The sequence below is a fragment of the Paenibacillus sp. EB106-06-01-XG199 genome (assembly GCF_058791575.1).
This window is the reverse complement of the sequence record NZ_JBYTDQ010000004.1, coordinates 254,190-278,623: the sequence shown is the minus strand read 5'-3', so window position 1 is coordinate 278,623 and position 24,434 is coordinate 254,190. Positions and strand designations below refer to the sequence as shown.

Annotated in this window: 15 protein-coding genes; 8 read left to right on the top strand and 7 right to left on the bottom strand. The window is 52.8% G+C overall.

The genetic code is table 11. The features are described from left to right. Positions 1 to 58: 58 nt before the first annotated feature. Complete coding sequence (locus tag AC3WT9_RS16365) at positions 59 to 1,444, top strand: MATE family efflux transporter (RefSeq protein ID WP_341097594.1); 1,386 nt, start codon at positions 59 to 61, stop codon at positions 1,442 to 1,444. 235 nt (positions 1,445 to 1,679) lie between these two features. On the opposite strand, the gene AC3WT9_RS16360 is transcribed toward AC3WT9_RS16365, so the two are convergent. From AC3WT9_RS16360 to AC3WT9_RS16345, 4 genes are all read right to left on the bottom strand, one after another. Beyond that, positions 1,680 to 2,000: a DMT family transporter gene (locus AC3WT9_RS16360; RefSeq protein WP_341377760.1), complete on the bottom strand. Its 321-nt coding sequence runs from the start codon at positions 1,998 to 2,000 to the stop codon at positions 1,680 to 1,682. A 2-nt stretch (positions 2,001 to 2,002) separates the two neighbouring features. Further along, entirely contained in the window at positions 2,003 to 2,578 is a 576-nt protein-coding gene (locus tag AC3WT9_RS16355; RefSeq protein WP_341091082.1) for a TetR/AcrR family transcriptional regulator, read from the bottom strand. 17 nt (positions 2,579 to 2,595) lie between these two features. Further along, positions 2,596 to 3,021 (bottom strand): DUF5360 family protein, encoded by a 426-nt coding sequence (locus AC3WT9_RS16350; protein ID WP_341091083.1) that lies wholly within the window; start codon positions 3,019 to 3,021, stop codon positions 2,596 to 2,598. A gap of 361 nt (positions 3,022 to 3,382) precedes the next feature. Then, positions 3,383 to 5,368 (bottom strand): alpha-amylase family protein, encoded by a 1,986-nt coding sequence (locus AC3WT9_RS16345; protein WP_341377761.1) that lies wholly within the window; start codon positions 5,366 to 5,368, stop codon positions 3,383 to 3,385. 132 nt (positions 5,369 to 5,500) lie between these two features. Between AC3WT9_RS16345 and AC3WT9_RS16340 the strand changes: the two genes are divergently transcribed. Beyond that, on the top strand, positions 5,501 to 6,412 hold the full coding sequence (locus AC3WT9_RS16340; RefSeq protein WP_341377762.1) for an AraC family transcriptional regulator: 912 nt from the start codon (positions 5,501 to 5,503) through the stop codon (positions 6,410 to 6,412). A 12-nt stretch (positions 6,413 to 6,424) separates the two neighbouring features. Here AC3WT9_RS16340 and AC3WT9_RS16335 read toward each other — a convergent pair whose 3' ends face one another. After that, a complete protein-coding gene (locus AC3WT9_RS16335) occupies positions 6,425 to 7,291 on the bottom strand; it encodes a helix-turn-helix domain-containing protein (RefSeq protein ID WP_341091087.1) in 867 nt (288 codons plus the stop codon). Positions 7,292 to 7,421: 130 nt separating this feature from the next. Between AC3WT9_RS16335 and AC3WT9_RS16330 the strand changes: the two genes are divergently transcribed. The 4 genes from AC3WT9_RS16330 (at position 7,422) to AC3WT9_RS16315 (ending at position 15,743) form a co-directional block, all read left to right on the top strand. Beyond that, complete coding sequence (locus AC3WT9_RS16330) at positions 7,422 to 8,153, top strand: GDSL-type esterase/lipase family protein (RefSeq protein WP_341377763.1); 732 nt, start codon at positions 7,422 to 7,424, stop codon at positions 8,151 to 8,153. Between the two features lie 226 nt (positions 8,154 to 8,379). After that, positions 8,380 to 9,060: a hypothetical protein gene (locus AC3WT9_RS16325; RefSeq protein WP_341091090.1), complete on the top strand. Its 681-nt coding sequence runs from the start codon at positions 8,380 to 8,382 to the stop codon at positions 9,058 to 9,060. Continuing rightward, entirely contained in the window at positions 9,053 to 13,234 is a 4,182-nt protein-coding gene (locus AC3WT9_RS16320) for a glycoside hydrolase family 2 TIM barrel-domain containing protein (RefSeq protein WP_341377764.1), read from the top strand. The genes AC3WT9_RS16325 and AC3WT9_RS16320 overlap by 8 nt, the downstream gene beginning before the upstream one ends. A 40-nt stretch (positions 13,235 to 13,274) precedes the next feature. Further along, positions 13,275 to 15,743, top strand: coding sequence for a GH36-type glycosyl hydrolase domain-containing protein (locus AC3WT9_RS16315; RefSeq protein WP_341377765.1), 2,469 nt, complete (start codon positions 13,275 to 13,277; stop codon positions 15,741 to 15,743). A gap of 461 nt (positions 15,744 to 16,204) precedes the next feature. Here the strand turns inward: AC3WT9_RS16315 and AC3WT9_RS16310 are convergent, their stop codons facing one another. Both AC3WT9_RS16310 and AC3WT9_RS16305 read right to left on the bottom strand, forming a co-directional pair. Next, positions 16,205 to 17,065: an AraC family transcriptional regulator gene (locus AC3WT9_RS16310; protein ID WP_341377766.1), complete on the bottom strand. Its 861-nt coding sequence runs from the start codon at positions 17,063 to 17,065 to the stop codon at positions 16,205 to 16,207. A gap of 192 nt (positions 17,066 to 17,257) precedes the next feature. After that, the gene (locus AC3WT9_RS16305) at positions 17,258 to 18,388 is read right to left on the bottom strand and encodes a glycoside hydrolase family 88 protein (protein ID WP_341377767.1); all 1,131 of its coding nucleotides are present in this window, start codon (positions 18,386 to 18,388) and stop codon (positions 17,258 to 17,260) included. Positions 18,389 to 18,648: 260 nt separating this feature from the next. Here AC3WT9_RS16305 and AC3WT9_RS16300 point away from each other — a divergent pair, with 260 nt between their 5' ends. Next, complete coding sequence (locus AC3WT9_RS16300) at positions 18,649 to 22,605, top strand: endo-1,4-beta-xylanase (RefSeq protein ID WP_341377768.1); 3,957 nt, start codon at positions 18,649 to 18,651, stop codon at positions 22,603 to 22,605. 151 nt (positions 22,606 to 22,756) lie between these two features. Then, on the top strand, positions 22,757 to 24,385 hold the full coding sequence (locus AC3WT9_RS16295; protein ID WP_492407749.1) for an S-layer homology domain-containing protein: 1,629 nt from the start codon (positions 22,757 to 22,759) through the stop codon (positions 24,383 to 24,385). Positions 24,386 to 24,434: the final 49 nt, after the last annotated feature.

Here is a 24,434-nt window from a genome sequence, read left to right as displayed (position 1 = left end):
GAAAAGCTCTTCGAATGAAGAGTTTTTTCAATTATATAGAAAATGATGTGATATGTTTATGCAGCTTCGCGCTAGTCTTCCGAAGAAAAAATTGCTGGAGAAATATCTTTCCGGCGAAGGTATGGATTATCGGCAAATTATAGCTTTATTTATTCCTATCCTGATTGACCAGGCCTTCATCATTGGGCTTAATCTGGTAAATACCGCAATGATCAGCTCGTCCGGGATGGCGGCGGTCAGTGCGGTGAATATGGTGGATTCGCTCAATATTTTTCTGATCAATGTGTTTGTTGCGGTTGCAACCGGGGGGACGGTAGTAGTCGCGCAGTATAAAGGCAGCGGAAATGACAAGATGGTGTCTCAGGCTACGGCCGGTTCGGTCACCTCGGTGTCGCTGATCGCCTTGGGAATCGGGCTTCTGATGATGGGCTTACATACTCCCATTTTGAACCTTCTGTTCGGAACCGCCTCGCCCGACGTGCTGGACAATGCCCGGATCTATCTCATCGGCAGCAGTATCTCTTATCTGGGCATCGCGGTGGTGCAGGCGGTATGCGGAGCTCTGCGGGGAGTGGGCAGGACACGGGCTTCTCTGATGCTGTCGCTCATCATGAACCTGCTGTATGTTATTCTGAACGTAGTCTTCATTAATCTGTTGCACATGGGCGTGCTGGGGATGACGCTTGCGGTAAATATCGCACGGTACACGGGGATGGTCTGTGCCTTGGTGTATCTGTTCAAGGTGGATACAGCCCTGCGTGTGCGTATTCGCGACCTGTTCCATATTCCGTTGACCATGCTGCGGAAAATCATGTTCATCGGCGTGCCGTTCGCAGCGGAGCAGATGTTCTTCAACGGGGGCAAACTGCTGACCCAGGTATTTATTGTCAGCCTTGGCACTTATGCCATTGCGACCAATGCGATCGCCGGCTCGCTGGCCATGGTGTTTCAAATCCCGGCCAGTGCGCTCTCACTGACCATTGTAACGGTAGTCGGCCAATGTATCGGGCGGGGGAATGTCGCCGATGCCAGAAAGTTCATCAAGTCCTTCCTTTGGATCGGGTCCGCTTCATTGGCATTGATCGCCTTGATCCTGATGCCGCTGTTCCACCCGCTGGTGTCGATCTTTTCTCCGCCTCCCGAGATCATTGACGATCTGTTTGTAGTGCTGCTGGTGAATTCCATTGCCCAGGTTCCGCTGTGGGCCGTTAGCTTTATTTTGCCGTCTGCGCTGCGGGCAGCGGGAGATTCCCGCTTCACCTCAATTACTTCGATGTTGACGATGTGGCTGTTTCGGGTGGTATTTGGCTATATCCTCGGGATCGTGCTGGGCTATGGCGTCATGGGAGTCTGGCTGGCGATGAACTGTGAGTGGGCCGTTCGCGGGAGTGTTTTTCTATGGCGCTTCCGGGGCAAGAAGTGGTTTGCGCATAAGCTGATTTAGATAAAGCCGAAAAGGCTGCCGGGAAATTTCCGACAGCCTTTTTAAATTTATACCCAGAATTTATATGCTTCACACTATAAATTATCCTTCTATTTCTCGCTGAAACGGATACCGTCCTCTTGAGGACAGCGAAGCCGTTTCCACTTGTACCCGTAAACCTGTATTATTTCTTGAAGCCTTACCGTGTGTGGGAATCCGTTCATTTATCGGATCATACTCCAGCAATATCATTCCCCTACGCCGATTTCAAATTAACCAATACAACCCCAGCAATGATCAGCAGTATGCCAAAAGCAGTCATAGCATTCGTCGCTTCTTTCCATATAACAATCCCTATGACGACGGTTAATGCAGTTCCAACACCTGACCATATGGCATAAGCGACCCCCAAGGGGATCTGTTGCAACGACAAAGATAAGGAGTAGAAGGCTACACCGAAACACAGGACCATCCCGATGCTTGGATAAACTCTCGTGAGTCCCTCTGAAGCTTTGAGCAGAGATGTCCCGAACAGCTCACTGACAACTGCAACAGCCAAAAACAAATATGCCTTCACACTCACTTCCCCCCGTGATCCATGTTGCCCTTACAAATACCCACCAGCAGCAGATCTACCATTTGCCCCAGCGCCCTCTCAAGCGACAACCCGTCCTGAACTTCATATTGGTGCTCCATCAAACGATAGAACGCCCCGATATACACTTGAATAAACAATTCAAAATCAAACTCACGGAGTTCCCCATTCCTGACTCCTTTTTCAACTAGTAACCTAATGTTATCCCAGCCATTATGGATGTAATGATCGACTTCCGCCCATTGAACAGGATAACGCTGCTTGAGTTCTTCAAGAAAATGTACGTTATGTAAAACAAGTCTGCTCGGCAATAACGCCAATGTCTTATGCAACTTGTCCATATTGGACAGAGAACTTTCGTTTATGATTAATTGCTCGGCATGTCTCATTTCTGACACAGATTGCTCGACAATATAACCTATGATCTGCTCCTTGGATTCTATATTTTGATATAAAGTCTTTGTGCTAATGCCGGCACGCTTTGCCACATCTCTTATGGAGAATTTCAACCCTCGTATCTTAATTTCAGCTACCGAGGCTTGTATAATTCTGTCCTTCATCTCTCTCACATCCAAACTTATTTATTGGGTTGTACCGCCGTCATTGACGCCGTATATCGCCCTTTCTTCATAATCGAAGGCAAAAAGAACAATGGGTACACTATGAGAAACAAATTCGGGACCCACCAGGACCAATCCAGATCTAACCGGATCGTCCAGAAAGCTATCGCCTGCAGCCCGGAGCAAAAGGTCAGACTGAGTGATAGGAGACATAGCGGCAGCCACTGTCCCTTATTCTTTTTAAAAAAGTACATACTCAAAAGACCGGTTAATGAGATCAAAAGATCCAGAGGCACAAACGATATATTCCAGGCCATCATGATTTCATTTTTGTAGTCTTTATACAGATATTCATCCGGCACCAGATGAAGCCATGTCACTAACCAGTAGATCAAGAACCCTACGTCTGTAATCAGCATGAGCAACTTTAGTGGTTTTGTCATCTTGTGAGGGATCACCTCCTTATATAATGGAAAACGCATAAAACAATTTGTTTTATGTGTTTTATTGTAAATCAAGTTATAACCTGAGGCAAGTGTGATTTGCCGCTTTACCTAAATATTATCACGTAATCCAGTGAGGAAATTGAAGCTATGATAACAAGGCCTTTACTTGGAGCGTTAACCCCGGCTGAGACCTACTCAGTGTTGATTTTGCAAAAGTTGAGTTAAGAAATATAAGTTCAGAATTTGAAAAAATACAAAACGGTGAAACCCTTGTAAGATCAAAGGTTTCACCGTTTGGGTGCCGAAGGATAACGCTAACATGTTCCCGCTGACCCAGCCTCTCGGCCGGTAATTCTACTCACGCCAGCTCTAGCACTACCATCTGGTGATTCTCCAGATAAGGAAGCGTGTAGCCGATTTCGCCGTCTTGGCCCACCGTAAACGGCAGCTCTGTCATTGATGGGGCCAGATAGACCCGCTGGACGGGAGCGGGTGACGGGAGGCGCAGGCTGACGGAAACGTCCCGCAGCGGCACGATATCCTCAATGACTTCTATGCGTCCCTTCAGCACGGGGGCGGCATAGAGCAGATGGTTGACATAGCGCCGTTCCGCCGGCTGGTATTGCAGGGTCGTTATCCCGCGGGCCGGCAACCGGGTGCGCAGAGCAGGCTCTGGCAACAGCCGGGATAGAGCATGGAGTACCATCTCCTTCAGGATGAGATGCCCGCCATCCGCGTAATCGCTGAACACATCCCAGGCGATATAGATGCCGTTTTCGCTCTCAACCATGCCCGGTCCATTATCTTCCTTGGCGCTGGGCGTATGCTGATGCGAACAAAAAGTGAAGACATCACGGTTGAAATACGGATTCTCCAGACAGCCCAGCGATTGCCCGCTGTTTAATTCCACAAGCTGGCCTTCGCCGTACATCACATAGGAGGCGGGCAGCAAGGCGCCGGGAATGAAGTCCGGGCGGAAATAAGCCGGCTTGTACGGATTAGTTCCTTTCCAGTTCAGACCCAAATTCAGGACAAAAGCATCACCAGCTGCGTTCAGGCCCGAACGCCCGGTGGCGAGCACTTTGCCGCCTCCTGCTGTAAATTCCGCTATTGCGCTGGCTAGTTCCGGCCATACCGGAACTTCGTCCGGCAGAATCAGCACTTTGTAAGCGCCAAAATCGCTTAACGTATCCACGATGTCGAACAGATAATGGCCTTCGGTCAGCATGCGCACCACACCGGCATCGGCCAGATTGCGCTGCCCCTTCAGCTCCTGCCCGTCCGGACAGGCCTCACGCGCGGCTTCAAGGGACAGAACAGCAATGTCCGCGACGGACTCTGTCCCGGCGCACCATAGCTCCTTTGACTCCACCTCGGCATAGGCGGCGCCGATCAGGGCATAGGTCGCCTCATCCATTAGGCCCGTGGGATGAAGCTGATCACCGATTGAGCATTTGGCACCATGGGCGAGACTGAGCGCTGCCTCAAAGCGCAGGGCGTTCGGATGCTTGTATCCGCCAAATTCGCCCCAGGAGGTATGGAATTTGCCGGTCATGCCGAGAAATTCCATGCCCAGCGTCTGGGCGTAGCGTGCCGACAGCGGGAAGTGATCATAGCCCCAGCCTCCGGTCGGGAGCGACTCCAGCTCGAGATGGCTGTTGACACGGGCGAGGTCACGGCGGCCCCGCCGCTGATGGCCGCTGTTGTGAAAGACCGGAAGACCGGGCTTCACGGCGTCGATGGTCTCCCGTACGCGGCGTGCATAGTTCAGGTAAGTCCGTTCGCCCAGGGCGGCGACGGCAGATTCGCTGCGCGGGTCTTGGCCGTCCGCGCGCAGCGCAGCTACACAGTACTGGCAGCGGCATTTGCGGATGCCCACGATATCGAGGAAGATGCCGTCCGCGTCATAACGGGAGACCACTTCATGGATTTGCGCCAGCAAGATGTCCAGAAAAGGCGTGTTGAAGCAAAACTCGTGATACCCCGGTGTCATGAAGTCCTTCACCCAGCGCGTCCGGTCCTCCGCGTCACGGATCAGCCATTCGGGATGGCGCCGTGCCAGCCTTTCGTCGAGACCGGCTGATAGATAAACCGGTGTGAGGACCCCAATTTCATGGGCTGCTGCGATCATTTCGCCGAGCAGGTCGAAGCTGAGGTGCGGATGCATTTCATTGGCTTCACTGGGATGATAGGCCCAGCCATGATGGCATTTGGAGAAAACGGTGATGGAATCGACATGCCCGGCACGCAGCATGGACTGAAACTGGGATTTGGAGAACTCGCTTCCGATGCCGGCAATGGCTTCAGAAGTATGAAAGTCGAGGTGTACCTGACGAAAACGCATGGATAAACAGCCCCTTATATGGTTGGATGAAAAGCGGATTCCCAGTCAATGTACCTCTTTTCGGCCGGAGTAACCAGTGATAATATAGACTTTGAATAGCACAAAATCGACTTATGACAGGAGAGGAATACTGTGCTGTGTCTGGAATTCGCCATCCCGCCGCTGCCGCAATTTGTGACAGTAGGACATGCCGTCTGGTCGCCGGGTGACCGGCATTTCGCCCGTACCTTCGGTGTGTACGATCTGCTGCTGGTGAAGCGGGGAACGCTGTATATGACAGAACAAGATAAGGAATATGCCGTGGGTCCGGGAAAGCTGCTGGTGCTGGAGGCGGGGCTGCCGCATGCCGGGCATCGGCCCTGCGGGGAGGATACGGAAATTTATTGGGTGCATTTCATTCATGGGTGTCCGACAGCGCATATCCGGCGGGAGGATATTCCCTGGTCGTCGCTGCTCGCCAAAGGGACGGTAGAGGATGTTGAGCCTTCTGCGCAGCAGCGTTTGTATATGCCCAAATTTGCTGCAGTCGATGTAGAAGCACTGGAGCCGATTTTGCGTGGGATGAACGAGATCCACAACCGGCTAAACGCAGAGAACGCAGTCCGGCTCCATCTGCTGCTGGCAGAGCTGTTGGCCGCGCTGCAGGCGGAATGCGCCCGGACTTCCGCGCCGGAGCCTTCGGTCCGGCTGGCCCGGGCAGCCGCAGCCTATCTGGACGGTCATTGGAGACAGCCGTTTGATCTTGCCGGACTCGAGGAGGAACTGCATTTCCAGGCGGATTATATTACAAGGTGCATGAAACAGCATATCGGCACAACACCGCTGCAGTACGTGCTGCGTCTGCGCCTGGAAGAAGCCAAAAAATTGCTGGGTGGTACAGTGCTCGGCATACCTGAAGTTGCCGAACGGGTGGGCATCCGCGATCCCAACTACATGACGCGGCTGTTTAGTACGAGATTTGGTCTGACGCCCGGGGCGTACCGGCGGCGGCTGCGGCAGAGGGATGAGGGAATGGCCGCCGGCAGGGATGAGGATAAGGAGTGACTGCAGATGCCGTTAGGAATCCCGCATTTTCTCGCGGTATTCACTTGGCGTGCAGTTGAATGCTTTGCGGAACTGGCGGGAGTAATAGTTCTGATCATGGAATCCGCTGTCCATAGCCACCTGTGAAATGGTGAGGCCGGGGCTGCGCAGCAGCGTGCAGGAATAGTCCAGCCGCTTGCGGATGACGTAATCCATGGGGGTGGTCTGGTAATTGCGGGTAAAGACTCTCAGAAACTGGCGGGTGGACAAATAGGCCATATCCGCCATGGATTGCAGAGAAATGGGCTGCAGAAAATGCTCCTCGATATAGGTCACGGTCTCGCCGATCCGCAGCGCCTTGTTGTCCTCGCTTCTGAGGCTGTTCTGATAATAGCGCGAAAGCATGCCCACCAGAGCGGTAAAATAAGTGCGGATCATCAGCCGGTATCCTTCCGGCTGCCGGTCATGCTCTTCGAGGATCACATCAAGCAGCCGCGTCGCTTCCCGCAGCTGCCCGGCGTCAAGGGTGAGCATGCCCTTGAAATACATTTCCTTGCGGTAGAAAGGCTCAATATAGAACAGCGCCTGAAAGCCCGGCAGCAGCCTGAGCTCGGGCAGCTGCAGCAGTTGTTCGGGCTGGAACATGACGTTCACATATTCGATGCCATCGACATTCTTATAACCATGGGAAACGTTGCTGTGGATTAGAAAAACCTGGCCGGCAGTAACCGGATACTCTCTCCCTTCGATAATATGCACAGCGCTTCCCGATAGAATAACGACCAGCTCGGAGAAATCATGGCTATGGACGTAGTAATCATGGGTCAGCGGGCATTTCTGGATCCTGAAGGTAAAGCCGGGCTCAAGTCCGATGTCCCGCGCAAAAAGTTTAGTTGTCATGGCCATATTATGCTAAAGAAGGTCGGAATCGTCAAGGCGAAAATGGGGAGGCAGCGTTATCATTAGGTTGCGGGCCAATCGCCGGACTTCGGCTAAGCCATGACCTGTGTTATTGTCAGGAGGGAAAACAATGTTGCATTTATTTGCTGATCCAATCACAAATGATCCGGTGAAGCCGGTGATTCTGTTTCTCGGGGACAGCATTACGGCGGATGGCCGATACATCCGTTATGCAGAGGAATGGCTGCGGAAGCACCGCCCGGATCAGGAAGTTGAACTGGTGGCACGCGGTATCCCCAGCGAGACGGCATCAGGCCTAAGTGAAGCAAGGCATCCATTTCCAAGGCCCTGTATCCACGACCGGCTGGCGGAAGAACTCGCCGCTGCCGCTCCCGGTGTGGTCGTCGCCTGCTACGGCATGAACGACGGGATTTACCATCCCTACTCGGACGAACGGTTCGCGGTCTATCAGGCGGGAATGCGTCAGCTGAGCGCACAGATCCGTGAAGCCGGGGCCAAAGTAGTGCTCATGACCCCGCCGCCGTTCGACGCCGCTTCAATGAACGGCCAGCTCTTGCCTGAAGAGGCGCCCGATTTCAGTTATTTGGCGCCCTACAGGAATTATGACCGCGTGCTGGAGCGTTATGCGGACTGGCTGCTCTCCGGCGGTTGTCCCGCCGATGGCGTGATCGACCTGCGCACTCCGCTGCTGGAGCATATCCGGTATGAGCGGAGGCTTGACGCCGGTTATAGCTATGGTGATGGTATCCATCCGGACGCATCAGGTCACCGCGTGATAGCGCGGGCGCTGCTGTCGGAGCTGTTCGGAGTTGTTTCTACCCCCATTCATTTCAATTTATGATTTAATTCGGGCCTGCAAAAGGAAGTGTTCCTTTTTTGCGGGCCTTTGCCATGCCGGGCTGGATTTCGAAGAACCTTCTTACGCCTATTCCCTCAGCGCAGTTGCGGTTTAAGGAGGTCTTGAGATCTGATGTCGCTATCATGCTAAATAAGGTCCCGATCGTCAAGGCGAAGAAGATTTGTATGCGGTAACATGATAGGGAAAACAAGTGAAAGGGAGGTTCGGCATGAAGCGCTGTTTATACAGGGCCGAGGGGCTCAGGGGCAAGGAACTTACTTCTTTTTTTCGGAGCCAAGAGGTCTCATCTTCGCTCGCCGAAGCGATGGAACATCTCAACGTGGTCAATCTGAGCCTGTTTGCCTGCAGCAGCCAGCTGTTTCTTTATTATGAATGCCTGGAAGAGGCGGTTCCGCCGGAAAGTTTGCTGCCCGAAGCCTCAGAACGGCTGGCAGTTTGGCCGGGAGGGGAACAGGGTCGCCGCTGGGCGCCGCTGGCGGATATTTTTCATTATCAGCAACCTGTTTCAGCGCAGCATTGGGAGCGCTCAAACGCTGCTGGCCAGCCTTACGGACGGCTTGCGCTGCTGAAGCCGGAAGAGGCCGCCAGCTATGTGTATTACCACTATCAATATCAGGAAGAACAGCCGGGTGACGGAGATAAATACGGAATTATCGGGCTCCATGAGAATCTGCTGTTTTTTTATGCGGAGCAGCCGGCCACGCGTGAGCCTGCCCCTTATGAAGGAAGGCTGAAAACAACACTTACTCCGGACAACTGGGCCGAAATTATGGAGCCGCATTTTATCAAATGGGAAGGGGCCCCTGCCGGCCAGGATATTTGGCGGAAGCTCGATCTAGTGCTTGAGGTGCGCTCCTTCACCGGAAAGTTGGGAATAAGAGATGCGTAATTTGCTATGTCTAAACGGGGAATGGGATTTCATGCCCCTGTACGATCAGCCGCAATGCCGCAGGCTGCCGGAAAAAATTGTTTATGAAGCGCGAAAGATCCAGGTTCCTTCCAGCTGGAGGCGGACTTATCCGCTCCCGGAAGGCAAACGATTCGGCAAATTCCAGGAGTATGACTACGCCCCGTTCGAGCTGTACGGTTATCCGGAGGAATGGGATGCTGCTGAAGCGGGAGTGCTGCATCGAAGCTTTCGGGTTCCAGGGAGCATGGCCGGTCAACGGATCGTGCTGCGGCTGGACGGCATTATGCAGAAGGCCGTCATTTATTTGGACCGGCAGGAGATTGGTGTCTGGGAAGACGGCTACTTGCCGCTGAGGCTCGACATTACTTCCCTGGTGGTGCAGGGGCGGGAGCATCATCTGCATGTCGTGTGCGGCGGATTCGACAGAGTGGTGCTTCCAAACGGCATGCAAAAAATAACCGGACTTTTGGGTTCCTGGTATGGAAGGATTTGCCGTGGACTTTGGCAGGATGTATATCTGGAAGGTTATCCGGCACTGTCGCTGGAGGATGTAACTATTCGTACTTCCGTTCGGGAAGGGCGGATAGAGGTGAATGCTGTTGCCTCCGCAGCGGGAAGTGCTGCGGCCCGCAGCCCGCTGCGCGTAAAGCTGAGCATTCGGGAGAAAGGAGTGCTGCGGCAGTCTGAGGAGGGCCGCAAAGCGCTGGAATCTTCAGATAGGACTAGCGCAGGATCTGAAGGGGCAGGAGCGGAGCAAGCTGGTACCGGCTTGCGGCCAGACAGACAGGAATGTTGCGGAGTTGATCTGGAATCTGCACCGGTCCTGTCTGCTGAATGCATAGCCCATCCAGTCGATGGCGCCGCTGTGGAGACGCTCAGGCTATGTGAAAACGAAGTGGCCGGGGCAGTATACTGTGCCTCATTCAATATGGACTGGAGCGGTGCCAGACTGTGGAGCCCGGATGAGCCGTTTCTATACAGTGCGGTGCTGGAACTGCTGCATGGAGAGGAGATCATCGACCGGCGTGTGGAAGATTTCGGCTTCCGCGAAATCTGGTGCGAAGGCCCGCAGTTTATACTGAACGGCATTCCGGTCAATTTGCGCGGCGATTCCTGGCATTTTCAAGGCGGGGAGCAGCAGACGGAAGCGTACATCCGCAACTGGTACCGTATATGCCGCTCCGTAGGTGTCAACAGTATCCGGCTGCACGCCGAGCCATATCCGGCTGATTATGTGCGGATCGCCGATGAAGAAGGCATGCTGATCGTTGATGAGACAGCGATTTATGGTTCGAGCAAATCCATGCTGGCCGACCATCCCGCTTTTGTAGAGAACTGCCGGCAGCATGTACGGCGGCTAGTGCAGCGCGACAAAAACCATCCGTCTGTTATTCTCTGGAGTCTGCAGAACGAAATGCGCTGGGTGGACGGACGGGACGGCTTCAAGCTGCATATGCCCGGCTTGATGGCTGCGATCCGCCAGCTTGATCCTACCCGTCCGATCATCGCCGAAGGAGACAACAGGCTGCTGCCCAAAGTGCATACGGAGGTGGAAAGCCGCCATTACAACATCGACGGCACGATCAGCCAGTGGGACCGCACAGTTCCGCTGACCTTCGGGGAACATGGCGGCTGGTGGTATATATGTCCGCAAAACAGCAGCATGTATGTTGGACTGCAGGCCTACCGCGGTACGGACGAAAGCACAGCGGGGCTGGCGCAGAAGGAGCGGCTGTTTGTGGAGTATGCAAGACGGCAGGGCGTGTCCGGTATTTCCACCTTCAATTTCGCCCATTATTTCATGCGGGCGATGCCGGAGCAGAACATTGTCCTGCCATCCTCCGAGCCGGGGATGTCCGGCGTGAAGCCAAAGTTTATTCCGGCCTATTCGCTTTCAATCAACAATGGCCTGCTGCCGGAGGATTATCCGCTGTACACGCCTAATCCAGCCTTTGGCATTATGGCTGAGGCCTTTAAGCCGGCTACGATTATCGCCGCCGAGTACAACCGCGGCTTCTATGACGATGCGCCGGTCAGCCGCAGCTTCGACGTATACAACGACACGCTCTCTACACAGGACGTCCGTGTGGAATTCGTTATCATGCAGGGGAAAAGCATCGTCCATGAGCAAAGTATCGGCTTTCGCCATAGTCCCGCCGAGCATAAGGTCATCGGGGTGAAATGGATGCCGCTCCGCGCCGCAGCCGGAGAGCAGGCGGTGTTGACGGCGGTGCTGTTTCACGGCGAGCGGCGGGTGCATGAGCTGCGCTTAAAATACAGGATCATGTCCGCAAGCCTGCTGAACCAACCCGTGAATGTACAGCGTCAGACCGTGTATTGGGGAGGGGATGAGGATTACGAACACATCCGCCGGCTTGTTCCGGGCTGCGAAAAGGTAGACTGTTCTGGACTGGCCAGGCTTGCTGCCGATCATTTACTCGTTATCGGCAGCAAGGCCGAGGATCTGGATGGCGGACTGGAGGCGCTGCTGAAGGCGTATGTCGCGCGGGGCGGCAAGCTGCTGCTGCTGGAGCAGACCCAGCTTTCGCTGGGCAGGCTGCCGCTCTCGCGCCGGCCCTTCCTCCGCGCCCATGCGGGCAATTACCAGCATCCGGTGCTGGAGGGACTTGGCGACGAGGATCTGATGTTCTGGCATGAGGAGCTGCGCGAGGAGGGTCCGCTGCCGATCGTCCATGCCGCCTTCGAGAAGCCGGCCGCAGGTGATTTCACCCTGCTGCTGGAATGCAGCGCGGGTGATTTTGGCGACGGCGGTGATCTGTGGTCGCCGCTGCTGGAATACCGCAGCGGGGAGGGCCTATTCCTGGCCAATCAGCTGGAGCTGATGGCGAACATTGGCCGCGTGCCGCAGGCCTGCCTGCTGCTGCGCAACCTGCTGGCCTACGCCGGGCGCGCCGGGGACAACGCCGGGGCTGAAGCCCGGCCGGTGGCCGCGCTGCTGCGCCCCGGCGGGAAAGCTGCAGCGTTCCTCGATAAGCTGCGGCTGCGGTATACGGCGCTGGATATGACAGCGCCGGCAATGGGCAACGCGCCGGGTGAAGCGGCGCCAGGAGACGGGCAGGACTTCGGCCTGATCGTGGCCGAAGCCTGCATGCTTGAGGCGCCGGGGGCACCCGAGGCGCTCCGGCGTCATGCCGAAGCCGGCGGACAGGTGCTTCTCCTGCCGGCGGAGGACCGCCAGCAGGCTGAGCTTGCCCGCCTGCTGGGCCGCCCCGTGCGCGTGGTGCCGCACGAGACATATCACTTGGCGGCGGACTATGCCCGCGCCGCCGTGCGCGGCTTCAGCCCGGTCGACCTGTTCGGCTTCGACAAGGTGTTTCTGTCGCCGCGCGAGGTCATGAACCGCGCGCTGGCCCTCAACAGCCTGGAGCTGCCGGACGCTTGTGCTCTTTGTACCAGTGTTGAAGGCACGCCATGGAAGGACTATTTCGTGCATGGCTACACGGCAGAATACAGCCGCCTGGCACTGGTGGAGCTAAACCGCAGAAACACACGTCCTGCTGGAACATTCCTTGCCGAAGTGAAGACAGGGGCAGGTTCCGTATTCTGCTCACAGCTGCTGACAGACCCCGGGAGTGACAAGGCGCTGCGCCTGTATACCCGCCTGCTCGCCAATCTGGGCGCGTCCTTTGACGACGGTTTACTGGATAGCGTGAAGGGTGACGGCGAGTGGGCTATGGAAGTGGCGATGGCGCTGCCTTGTCCGCCCCATGTCGATTACGGGGAGATGAAGGCTTACTACACCGATCCGGAGTTTTCTTTGAATAATCTGGGCGAAGGCCTTTATGGCTGGATGCAGAAGAAAGAGCGGCGTTCCGGCGACGGAACACTGCGGATTGCAGATGCGGGGCTTGATCCGTGGTTTCTGAGCTGCTTTGTGCGGGTGCCGGGACAACTTCGCCGCGGACACCTGCGCGTCAATACAGCCGTGCCTTATGAGATTTATTTGAACGGCGTGCTGGTGGCGGAGCCTGAACAGGAGCTTACCCTGCGGGGCGGCCTCAACGTGCTGATCGCGATACTGCATGGAACCGGTGGTGATCTGACCTTCGGTTTGAACTTTCTTAACACGGGCGGTACCTATATGAAGGACCTGGAATACCGCCTGACCCTGGACGAGGTCGAACCGAAATAAATAATCTATATCATAATCATCATAAAGGAGCTGGAGCCCAGTGAAAGCGGAACACTTCAAGCATGCTGAACCATCCGGGCAGCAGGAACATAAGGAGGACACAGGCGGCTTGCCGTCAAGCGGATTACGCACAAACCGCGCTGAGCCGAAGGATTACTATACCTTCTGTGACGAGGAGAAGGAAGTTGAATTTAAACGGCATGATATGCCTACGCCGTGGATGAACTACCTGTCGAACGGCACTTTCCACACAATGCTGTCGCATGCGGGGGGTGGTGTGGCCTTTTATAAGTCGCCCCAGATCTGGCGGATCACCCGTTACCGTTTCTTTCACCTGCCGATGGACCGTTCGGGTCCCTATATCTATGTGCAGGATGCAAAAACGGGCGGGTACTGGTGCCCGACCAGCGAGCCCGCCTCGGACAAACCTGAGGAGTGGAAAAGCGCCCACGGCATGGGTTATACCCGCTTCGAGGCAAAGCGGGCCGGTATCGCCGCCAGGACGGTGTATTTTGTCGGGCCATACGAGAACTCGCTGATCTGGAATCTGACCTTGTCCAACCAGGGCAGTGTAGCGAAAGAACTGAAGGTTTACGCCTACGCCGAGTTCGGCATGATGGAATTTATGCGCGAGCTGCAGTGGCAATGCTACAACAAACATCAGGTTTCGGTGCAATATCATCCAGCGGAAACGCTGGTGTACCGGTACGGGGTCGAAAATCAGCCCAAACCGGAAGAGACGCCGCTGGTCTATCTGGCTTCGGATACACCGCTAGCTGGCTATGACGGCGACCGCGAGGAATTTATCGGCTGTTACCGCAGCGAATCAAACCCGGCAGCGATTGAGAGCGGCGGCTGCACCGGATCGACGCTGATGGGCGGGGACCCCTGTGGTGCGCTGCAGTTCAATCTTACGCTGCAGCCGGGCGAGAGCCGCACCATCAATGTGTTTCTCGGCACCGCAGCGGATGAGCAGGAAGTTGAACGGGCCGTAGCCCACTCCCGGGAAGCCGGATTTGTTGAATCCTCCTTCCGGGCGCTGAAAGAGAATTGGGCTGGCTATCTGGGAGCGTGGGAGAGCCGGCTGCCGGACAAGGACGCCGAGCGGATGATCAACATCTGGAATCCGTACCAGGCGCACCGTAACTTTCTGTTTTCACGCAACATTTCCTTTTACGCCACCGGCACGTTCCGCGGAGTGGGCTACCGGGACACCTCACAGGATATTTTGGCAGTTGTGCCCTTCGACACGGAGCTTGCCTTTGACAAGCTGCGGCTTTTGCTCGGCCAACAGTACAAGGACGGTCATGTTAACCATTATTTCTTTCCGAACGAAGGCTGGGAGCCGGTAACGAGTATCCATTCCGACGACCATTTATGGACCGCACTTGCCGCATGGGATCTGCTTGCAGAAACCGGAGATGCCGCTTTTCTGGAGGCCAAACTGCCCTATTATGACGGCGGCGAAGGCACGGTATATGAGCATTTGAAGGCAGCGATTGACTTTACGGCGTCGAAGCTGGGGCCTAACGGCTTCCCGCTGATGCTGCACTCGGACTGGAACGACCAGCTGTTCCGCGTATGCCGTGAGGGGCGGGGCGAGAGTATCTGGACGGCGATGCAGCTTGGAACGGTGCTGCTGCGCATGGTTGATCTTGCGGCCGCCGCAGGCCATCCGGAGCATGCCGCACAATATGAAGCCATGTATGAGGCGCAGCGTAAACTCGTCAACAGCATCGGCTGGGACGGGCAATGGTTCCGGCGGGCTATTATGGACGACGGCCGGTTCCTCGGCAGCGATGAACACGACGAGGCCAAAATCTGGCTCAATGCCCAGACTTGGGCCACGATGTCCGGCATGGCGGATGGGGATAAGGGGCTGCGGGCGATGGACAGTGTCCGCGAAATGCTGGACACGGAGCTTGGCATCAAAAAAATCCATCCTTCCATCAGCAGCTTTCCTGATCCCGCCGACCCTTTGACCAATTACAACAAGGGGACGGGGGAGAACGGAGCGGTATTCTGCCACGCCAACACTTGGGCTATTATAGCTGAATGTATGCTGGGCCGGGGAGATTTGGCCTACAAATATTACCGCCAGCTGCTGCCGAATGTGGCCATGGACAAGGCAGGGTTATGGCGTTACAAAGCAGAGCCCTACGTCTATGCCTCCAACCTGTTCGGGCCGGAGTCTGACAAGTTCGGCCTCGCCAACGTGTCCTGGCTAACCGGAACGGCTGCATGGATGTATGTCGCCGCCACCCAGTATATTCTGGGGGTGAAGCCGGTGCTGGGCGGCCTGTCCATCGACCCTTGCATTCCAGCAGATTGGGAAGGGTTTACGGTGAAGCGGCGCTTCAGAGGCTGTGACTATGACATCACCGTTACGAACGCAAGCAAGGTCTGCAAAGGCGTCAAACAAATCACCGTTGACGGAGAACGGGTGGAGGGCAACATCCTCGCGCCGTACCCTGGACGCTCGTCCGTCAAGGTTGAAGTTTTCCTGTAGGATCCCGCTGATCTTCGCTGGCAGGCGAGGGATGGGATGCTACTGTGGTTGATCTTTTTGCTTTCAATCTAGGCGTTGTATTAGGGCGTGGACTGAGGAGACGTTATTTGTGGAAAAAAGACTGTGCGTACAGCGTCGCGGACTGGAAAGACGTTATTTGGCCGCACAAGCAGGAAGTAACGTGTGAAATGAGGTCATAACGTCACTGGTCCGTAAGCACCTGAAATGTGCCGAATATCTGCAAATAGCGGCTCTTGTATCCGAATCAGCTAGGGCAGCAGCGAAGGAAGAGAACGGGTACGTGCTGCCTCGCAATCCATCTGGAATGGTTAACTGACCCTGTTTGTCACTGCATGCACGAAAATCGCCCCTTTTTGAAATGGTTGCTCATTACTTCCATTTTACCAAGGGGCGATTTTTGTGATTATTATGAGATTGGTGATCCAGCCTATGATAGGGATTCAGCGGATGCTTTTTCTATATTTGTCCGGTGAAATTCCTTTGATCTTTTTGAACATCTGGCTGAAGTATGACGGGGAAAGATCGCCCACCTCCACAGCAATCTCCTGAATGGAATTACCGGTATTGGCCAACAGTATGCAAGCCTCTCTGACACGCCGCTGAATCAAGTATTCGGACAGGGTGATGCCGGCATATTGCTTGAACAAATGTGAAATGTGGTAAGGCGACAGATGCAAACTGGCAGCCAGCGTTTCGAGGCTGAAGGGCTGCTTGTAATGCTCGTCCAGCCAGTCGGTAATCCGTTCGACATGTGAGCCTCCACGCGACTGGATGGGATTGTCTTCGGTTTGGACATCGGACACTTGTTTTTGAAGCAAACGCATCAGCTGAAGCATCAGGAATCCGGTATCTTCTTCTTTGTTTGCGGCAGAATCATTTACGGAATGATGTAACTCCTCCAGCAAATCCAGAATCGGGGTATTATTCATGGCATAGAAAACCGGTCTCTGCAGAGTGCCCTTCCACATGTTCCGGAAAAACTTCTCCAGGAAAGGAAAAGCGGTAAGATAATGCTCCAGAAAACTGGGGTCAAAGGTCAGATTGGTCCGAATATAAGAACGGTTGGGGGCCGGAGGAACCATCACTTGGTGCAACTGATAGGGCTGGAACCAAACCAGCGTGTGATCCTGAATGGGGTAGGTCTGATTCTCCACCATGATTTCTCCATGACCGTTATATATGTACAGTATCTCAATTCCCCTATGCGCGTGAAACCAATGGGATTCCTCATCTTCATATTTATACTTGTACATCAGTAGACCGGGTTCAAGCCCTTTGGGCGTATGATCGTTCCTGTTCATGAAACGCTCCCTTGCAACCATTTTTAATTACAGTATAAATAGCATGCGATGAAAAATAAAATAGTTTAATAGAAACGTCAGCAATCCATACAGCACATCAAACCGGCAGAGCTCCGATGGGGAGCCTGCCGGTTTGCAATTTCATATACAGGTGTAAGGTTGATTCATCCTATACCCTTGCCCATATTCACTTTAACGTTCGTACCAATATCCCGGTATTCCTTGCTCCAGCCGCATCAGCGCTTCCAGGAAAAAATAGTCGCCCCAAATCATGAAATCATCGGGAGACGATTTTCCCCTGACGGAATAGGAACCATGCCTCAGAAAACCCTCCTCAGTCTGACTGCCGGCAGTGAAATAGCGGTTCACCAGGGAAGCTATAGATTTGTGGACCGCTTCGTCAAGGAATGCCCGCTCCGGATCATCTTCCGGCAAGTGTTCAAGCAGCTCAAGGATACCGCACACAAAGATAGCGGAAGCCGAGCTGTCGCGGGGTGTGTCCTGGTCTTGCGGAGCATCGAAATCCCAGTACGCAACATGATCCTCCGGGAGCTGCTCCAGAAAATAACGGGCAAGCCGTTTTGAGGTATCCAGGAAATAAGGTTCTTTGAGATGGCGGTAAGCTAAGGCAAAGCCATACACCCCCCACGCCTGTCCCCGCGTCCAAGTGGAACCGTCTTGGAAACCCTGTTCTGTTCCTCCGCGGATAGCATTTCCCGTTACCTGATCAAAATAAAAAGTATGGTAGGAAGAGTCATCTCCCCTCACCAGGAACCGGCGGCTTTTCTCAGCCTGCATGCTGGCACAGTCGGCATAGCTGCGGTCCCCGGTCTGTTGAGTAGCCCAATAGAGCAGGGGGAGATTCATCAGGCAGTCAATGATAATCCGGCCCCCATTGGCATCATCGCCTTCCGGTCCCCAGGCTTGAAACAGCTGCGGGGCAGACCGCCAGCGCTTCATCAGAATATCAGCAGCCTGCAGCGCCAGCAGACGGGAGTCTTCATCCTTATCGACAATCCAGCGGGCCTTCGCGGACAACGAATATAAAAAGCCGATGTCATGATGATCGAGTCCCTGTTCAGCCTCCAAGCGTTTTTTGAGAGAGTCCACACTTTTGATGGCTGCAGCATGAATCTCCGGGTCCTTGCTGTATTCGTAGCTCAGCCATAATATCCCGGACCAGAATCCTTCCGTCCAGCTGGTATGGTCAGTTAAATGATATTTGCCGTCCCCAAGACTTACGATGGGAAATTGGTCTCCGAAGCGCTTGATGTTAAGGCGGGTGGTGGCCAACGTTTGTTCAATCGCCGATTTCCAGTTCATAATAACCTCCATAGTATCGCTCAATTGTTCTTATGTTTATTATAAGCCAATCATTTTGTTGATTTGTTGTGCAAGTTCTTAGGTAAGTTGCGGATTAAGCGCAATTCAAATGATATATAAAAAGCACGGTACAATCTTTAATTTAGAGTAAGACGCACTTTTTGCATTATGCTACGATTTGGGGTGAGAAAGGGGGCGGCTTTCCATATTTGTAAGCGCTTAACTTGTCTAACCCAAATTCATACAGAGGAGTGTAACGCATGAGTAAAATGATTAAACAGGTCTTCTCGTTAGTACTGGCGGCGAGTCTGCTTATTCCGTTAGGCTGTCTTGCTCCGGTTGCGCAAGCTGCAACACCGAAACTGGAAGTCACGAAAACGGTTTATCACGAAACCTTTGCGGCTGGTGCAGGCAAAGCTGTTCAATCGGGAGGTGCCAGCCTGACGGCTGTCACCGGCAAGTCTTTTGCAGGCAATGCAGACGGAGCGGCATTATACGTAAGCAACAGAGTAAACAACTGGGACGCGGCTGATTTCAAATTCAGCGACCTCGGACTGGAAAACGGAAAAACCTACACGGTGACTTCAATTGTTTATGTGGATGCAAATGTGAATCTGCCCACCGGCGCTAATGCTGCACTTCAAACTGTGAACAGCTATGGAAATTATGCGGAAGTGAATTTTGAAGTGGGCAAAGCCGTTACTCTGACTAAGGAATTTACCGTCGATACAAGCACAGATCAGGCCTTGCGTATGAACTCCAACAAAGCAGGAGCCGAGGTTTCTTTCTATATCGGAGACCTTCTCATCACCGAGAAAGTCACTTCGGACGGTGGAGAAGGACCGCCCAGAGAACCGGCTTTACCGTTCACTGCCATCACCTTTGAGGATCAGACTACCGGCGGTTTTGGAGGCAGAGCCGGGACTGAGAAGCTGACTCTTACAGATACAGAGAATCATACCGGGGGTGGTTCCTTTGCCTTGAAAGTAGAGGGCAGAACAGCTACGTGGCATGGGCCGTCCTTGCGTGTGGAGAAGTATGTGGACCAGGGCAGCGAATATAACATTTCGGCCTGGGTCAAGCTGATCGAACCCGCAAGCTCGCAGCTGCAGCTGTCCACGCAGACCGGGAATGGGAGCAGCGCGAATTATGTAGCTCTTTCCCCAAAAACAATCAGTGCCAGCGACGGTTGGGTTAAATTTGAGGGAAGCTACCGCTATAACAGTGTGGGTGGCGAATATTTAACCATCTATGTCGAGAGCGCCAATAACGCAGCAGCATCTTTCTATATCGACGACATCCATTTTGAGAAAACAAGCACAGGTCCAATCGCCATACAAAAGGACCTGATTCCTGTAAAGACTGCCTATCAAAATGATTTTTTGATCGGCAACGCGATAACAGCCGAGGATCTGGAAGGTGTACGGCTGGAGCTGCTTAAAATGCATCACAATGCCGCTACCGCAGGAAACGCGATGAAACCGGATGCGCTGCAGCCGGCAAAGGGTAATTTTACCTTTGACGCTGCGGATTCCATGGTTGCTAAGGTACGGGCTGAAGGGATGTTGATGCATGGGCATGTGCTGGTATGGCATCAGCAATCTCCCGTGTGGATGAATACGACAAAGGATGCTGAAGGTAATAGCCTTCCCTTGGGGCGGGACGAAGCGCTCGCAAATCTGCAGACCCATATTAAAACGGTCGTGGAACATTTCGGTGATAAGGTGATCTCTTGGGATGTCGTGAACGAAGCGATGAGCGATAATCCGGGTAATCCGGCAGATTGGGAAACCTCGCTGCGTCACTCCCCTTGGAAGAGTGCCATTGGCGCAGATTATGTGGAGCAGGCCTTCCTGGCGGCAAGAGAAGTGCTGGACCAACATCCAGATTGGAATATCAAGCTGTACTACAACGATTACAACGAAGATAACCAGAATAAAGCGGCAGCCATTTATAACATGGTCAAAGCCATCAATGATAGGTATGCGCTTACACATCCGGGAAAACATCTCATCGACGGCGTCGGCATGCAGGGGCACTACAGTGTCAACACCAATCCTGAAAACGTAAAGCTGTCACTGGAGAAGTTTATTTCCTTAGGCGTAGAAGTAAGCATCACCGAGCTTGATATTCAGGCTGGGAGCAACAATCAGCTTTCCGGGAAGCTTGCGAATGCCCAGGGCTATTTATACGCGCAATTGATGGAGCTCTTCAAAACTCACGCCGCAAATATAAAGCGTGTTACCTTCTGGGGCTTGGACGACCATACGAGCTGGCGAGCTTCTGCTAATCCGTTATTATTCGATAAGAACCTGCAGGCCAAGCCGGCTTACTACGGGGTTATCAACCCCGGTAAATTTATGGAGGAGCATAAACCTGATTCTACCGGCGCAAACCAATCGACCGCTGTTTATGCTTCACCTGTAGTTGACGGGACGGTTGATGCTGTCTGGAGCAAGGCGGCGGAGTTGCCGGTGAATCGGTACCAGATCGCATGGCAGGGCGCGGCCGGAGTGGCCAAAACCCTCTGGGATGATCAAAATCTGTATGTTTTGATTCAGGTCAGCGACGCGCAGCTGGACAAGAGCAGTAAGAACGTATGGGAACAGGATTCCGTCGAAATCTTCCTGGATGAAAACAATGGGAAGACGACGTTCTATCAAGACGATGACGGACAGTTCAGAGTCAATTTTGATAACGGGACTTCCTTCAATCCGGCTGGGATCGCTGGCGGATTCGAATCATCGACCAAGGTTACCGGAACCAACTACACAGTTGAAGTAAAGATTCCGTTTAAAAAAATCTCAGCAAGCAACGACAAAAAGATCGGTTTCGACGTACAGATTAATGACGCCAAAGACGGGGCCCGGCAAAGTGTTGCCGCATGGAATGATACAACCGGCAATGGTTATCAGGACACCTCCGTTTACGGTGTGCTTACGCTTACGGGTAAACCCGGCCAATCGAACGAGGGCGGCAACAGCAACAATAACAACAGTAATAACAGTAACAGTAGCAACGGATCAATTCCGCAGGCAGGAAACGTTGAGAGCAAAGACGGCGTGGTGACGATCAAACCGGAAGTGAAGACCGAAAGCGGAGGGGCGAAGGCAGCGATTTCGGGCGATCACCTGAAAAAAGCCCTTGAGCAAGCTACTCCGGCAGCATATGGACGGAAACAGATCATAGTCGAAGTGCCGAAGCAAGCAAACGTCTCCTCATATGAAGTGCAGTTGCCTACTCAAAGCTTGAAGAGTCAGGAAAACTATGTACTTTTGATAAAAACAGACTTAGCAGCTATCGAGGTTCCGAGCAATATGCTGTCCAGTGCTACAGTAAATACTGACACCGTGTCCATCCGTGTAAATCAGGCCTCAATAAACAATTTGAATACGGTAGCCCGTGATAGGATTGGCAATCGTCCGGTAATGGAGCTGAACGTTATAGCTGGCGGCCAGGCAGTGGCATGGAACAACCCGAATGCGCCTGTAAAGGTAACCGTTCCTTACAAGCCGACAGTGGAAGAGCTGGGCCACACGGATTTGCTCGTCGTTTGGTACCGTGCAGCCAATGGCAGCATGATATCTATCCCGAACGGCCGTTATGACGCCGCAAGCGGAGCACTTGTGTTCCAAACGACTTATTTTGGCACCTACGCGGCTGCGTATAACCCTATGAGCTTCGAGGATATGGAGAACCTGTCTTGGGCAAAGCAGGCTGTTGCTGCCATGGCTGCCCGGGATATCGTCAAAGGAACCTCAAAGACCAGCTTCTCCCCAGAGACAGCGATGAATAGAGCAGACTTCACCGCGCTTCTTGTGCGAGCCCTTGAATTGAAGGGTACAGATCAGGATAGTACTGCCTTCAGCGATGTCCAGAAAGATGCTGATTATAGAAATGAACTTGCCATTGCGAAGCAATTAGGCATCGTTACTGGCTATGAAGGCAACATGTTCAAGCCATACAGTGAGCTTTCCCGCCAGGATATGATGGTGGTCGCTTACCGCGCACTGGCGGCAGCCGGCAAAAAGGCCAGTGGCAGCGCAACTTTGGAAACCTATCCGGATGCAGACCGGATTGCTGATTATGCCCGAGACAGCCTGGCGGCTCTGGTGAAATTGGGAATTGTCAGCGGCAAAGACGGCAAGCTTGCACCGGACGATACACTCACCCGCGCTGAAGCGGCAGTTATTGTGTATCGCATTTGGAATTTGTAATCTGTATTTACAGCTTTTAACCTAAACAGCCAGCCGCCGGGGAATTTCCGGTGACTGGCTGTTTTTTTGCTGTGATTTACCAGTATTTCATCAATGAATAAAGATTCTATCTTTGATACAATTCTAAAATTGAAGTCATAGGAGGAATCTCGTGAAGGCCATATTAGGTAGATTCATCATAGCCGCCGCCGCCGTCATTTGCTCGATAAGCATGTTTTGTCAGCATATATTGGCCGATGGACGGCTGCCTTTTGATGATATAAACACAAGCTATGCCCAAAAAGAGATCATAGATTTATATAATAAAAAGCTTATTACAGGAACCTCGTTGACGAGTTTCTCACCAGCAAAGTCTATGACCAGAGCAGAATTTATTACTGTGCTGGAACGTTTGCTAAAGCTTGATCCAGTGGCTAGTCCAGTAACCGCTTTTACAGATGTTGTAATGAATGAATGGTATTACGGTCCAATTCAGGCGGCTGTTCAGCTGAACCTGGCAAGTGGAACCTCGGAGACTACCTTTGCACCAAAGAGAGCAGTTACAAGACAAGAGGCAGCTGTTTGGATGGCTGGTGCATTGCAACAAACGAACAGCAAAACCGCTAATCTGACAGCATATAAGGATAGTGATCATATTGCTGCTTGGGCTGGTAATTCTGTTGCCGCCGTTAGTAAGCTAGGATTAATGAAGGGCGATGAAACAGGATATTTTCGTCCAGCGGATGCAATTACCAGGCAGGAAGCAACTGTACTTATTTATCGGGTGCTGCAAAATAAAAGCTGGGCCGCAGAGCTTGAGAACGAGCCGCAAAAACAGATTGTTATCGGCTGGCAGTATGGACAAACAACCGCAGAGTATAAGAGCACTATTCTGAAATCGAATGTGAACATCTTGTCTCCACGGTGGTATTTTGTAGGGGGAACTGGGATTGTAACGGATTCAACGGAAATCCCGCTTGTTTCGTGGGCAAAGACGAAGGACAAAGAAATTTGGGCGATGGTCGGTAACCGGTCCGATCAAGAAGCTACTCATCTAATGTTATCTAGCATAATAGCAAGGAATACTGCAATAACCCAATTAGCAGCGATAGTAAGTAAATATGGCCTTGATGGGCTAAATATAGATTTTGAGAATGTAAAGGCTACGGACCGGAAATATTTGACAGCTTTTATTACCTTATTAGCAGAAAGATTGCATGGCGTTAATGCTACGCTGACTATAGATGTATCGCCTGATCTTGGTACAGATTGGACGGAGGCATTTGACTACGCTGCGCTTGGCAAACAAGTGGATTATGTAGTAATGATGGGCTACGATGAGCATTACGGTGGAAGTGTCAATCCAGGCTCTAATGCTTCGCTTCCCTATATCACAAACGCACTCGAAACCTTGCTAAAGGTTGTATCAAATGACAAGGTCATATTGGCACTGCCATTTTATAACCGGGACTGGATGTTAAAGCAAAATGGAACAGTTTTATCCTCCGGATTCATTACGTTCACTGAGCAAAATCAGAGGATCAATACCTATTCGATGAAACCGCTATGGAATGAATCATTGGCTCAATATGTTGCCGGCTATACGAACAATGCTATGCAACACATGATTTGGATTGAGGACGGGCGCTCTTTAATTGCCAAATATCATTTTGCTGTTACTAAAAATTTAGCGGGAGTGGCCTACTGGTACATAGGCGGGGAAAGTCCAGATATTTGGACAAGCCTGAGTAATGCGGAGCAATATTACAGTTATTCCTTCTTAACCAATAAAACCCCTTGATTCATTAAGGGGTTTAGCTTGACGGAAAACTCTTGCCTACTGATAGTTT

What these genes read in the sequence shown, in the direction of transcription:
- AC3WT9_RS16365 (WP_341097594.1), top strand. Translation starts at nt 59, where the DNA reads ATGCAGCTTCGCGCTAGTCTTCCGAAGAAAAAATTGCTGGAGAAATAT.
- AC3WT9_RS16355 (WP_341091082.1), bottom strand. Translation starts at nt 2,578, where the DNA reads ATGAAGGACAGAATTATACAAGCCTCGGTAGCTGAAATTAAGATACGA.
- AC3WT9_RS16350 (WP_341091083.1), bottom strand. Translation starts at nt 3,021, where the DNA reads ATGACAAAACCACTAAAGTTGCTCATGCTGATTACAGACGTAGGGTTC.
- AC3WT9_RS16345 (WP_341377761.1), bottom strand. Translation starts at nt 5,368, where the DNA reads ATGCGTTTTCGTCAGGTACACCTCGACTTTCATACTTCTGAAGCCATT.
- AC3WT9_RS16335 (WP_341091087.1), bottom strand. Translation starts at nt 7,291, where the DNA reads ATGACAACTAAACTTTTTGCGCGGGACATCGGACTTGAGCCCGGCTTT.
- AC3WT9_RS16330 (WP_341377763.1), top strand. Translation starts at nt 7,422, where the DNA reads ATGTTGCATTTATTTGCTGATCCAATCACAAATGATCCGGTGAAGCCG.
- AC3WT9_RS16325 (WP_341091090.1), top strand. Translation starts at nt 8,380, where the DNA reads ATGAAGCGCTGTTTATACAGGGCCGAGGGGCTCAGGGGCAAGGAACTT.
- AC3WT9_RS16320 (WP_341377764.1), top strand. Translation starts at nt 9,053, where the DNA reads ATGCGTAATTTGCTATGTCTAAACGGGGAATGGGATTTCATGCCCCTG.
- AC3WT9_RS16310 (WP_341377766.1), bottom strand. Translation starts at nt 17,065, where the DNA reads ATGAACAGGAACGATCATACGCCCAAAGGGCTTGAACCCGGTCTACTG.
- AC3WT9_RS16305 (WP_341377767.1), bottom strand. Translation starts at nt 18,388, where the DNA reads ATGAACTGGAAATCGGCGATTGAACAAACGTTGGCCACCACCCGCCTT.
- AC3WT9_RS16300 (WP_341377768.1), top strand. Translation starts at nt 18,649, where the DNA reads ATGAGTAAAATGATTAAACAGGTCTTCTCGTTAGTACTGGCGGCGAGT.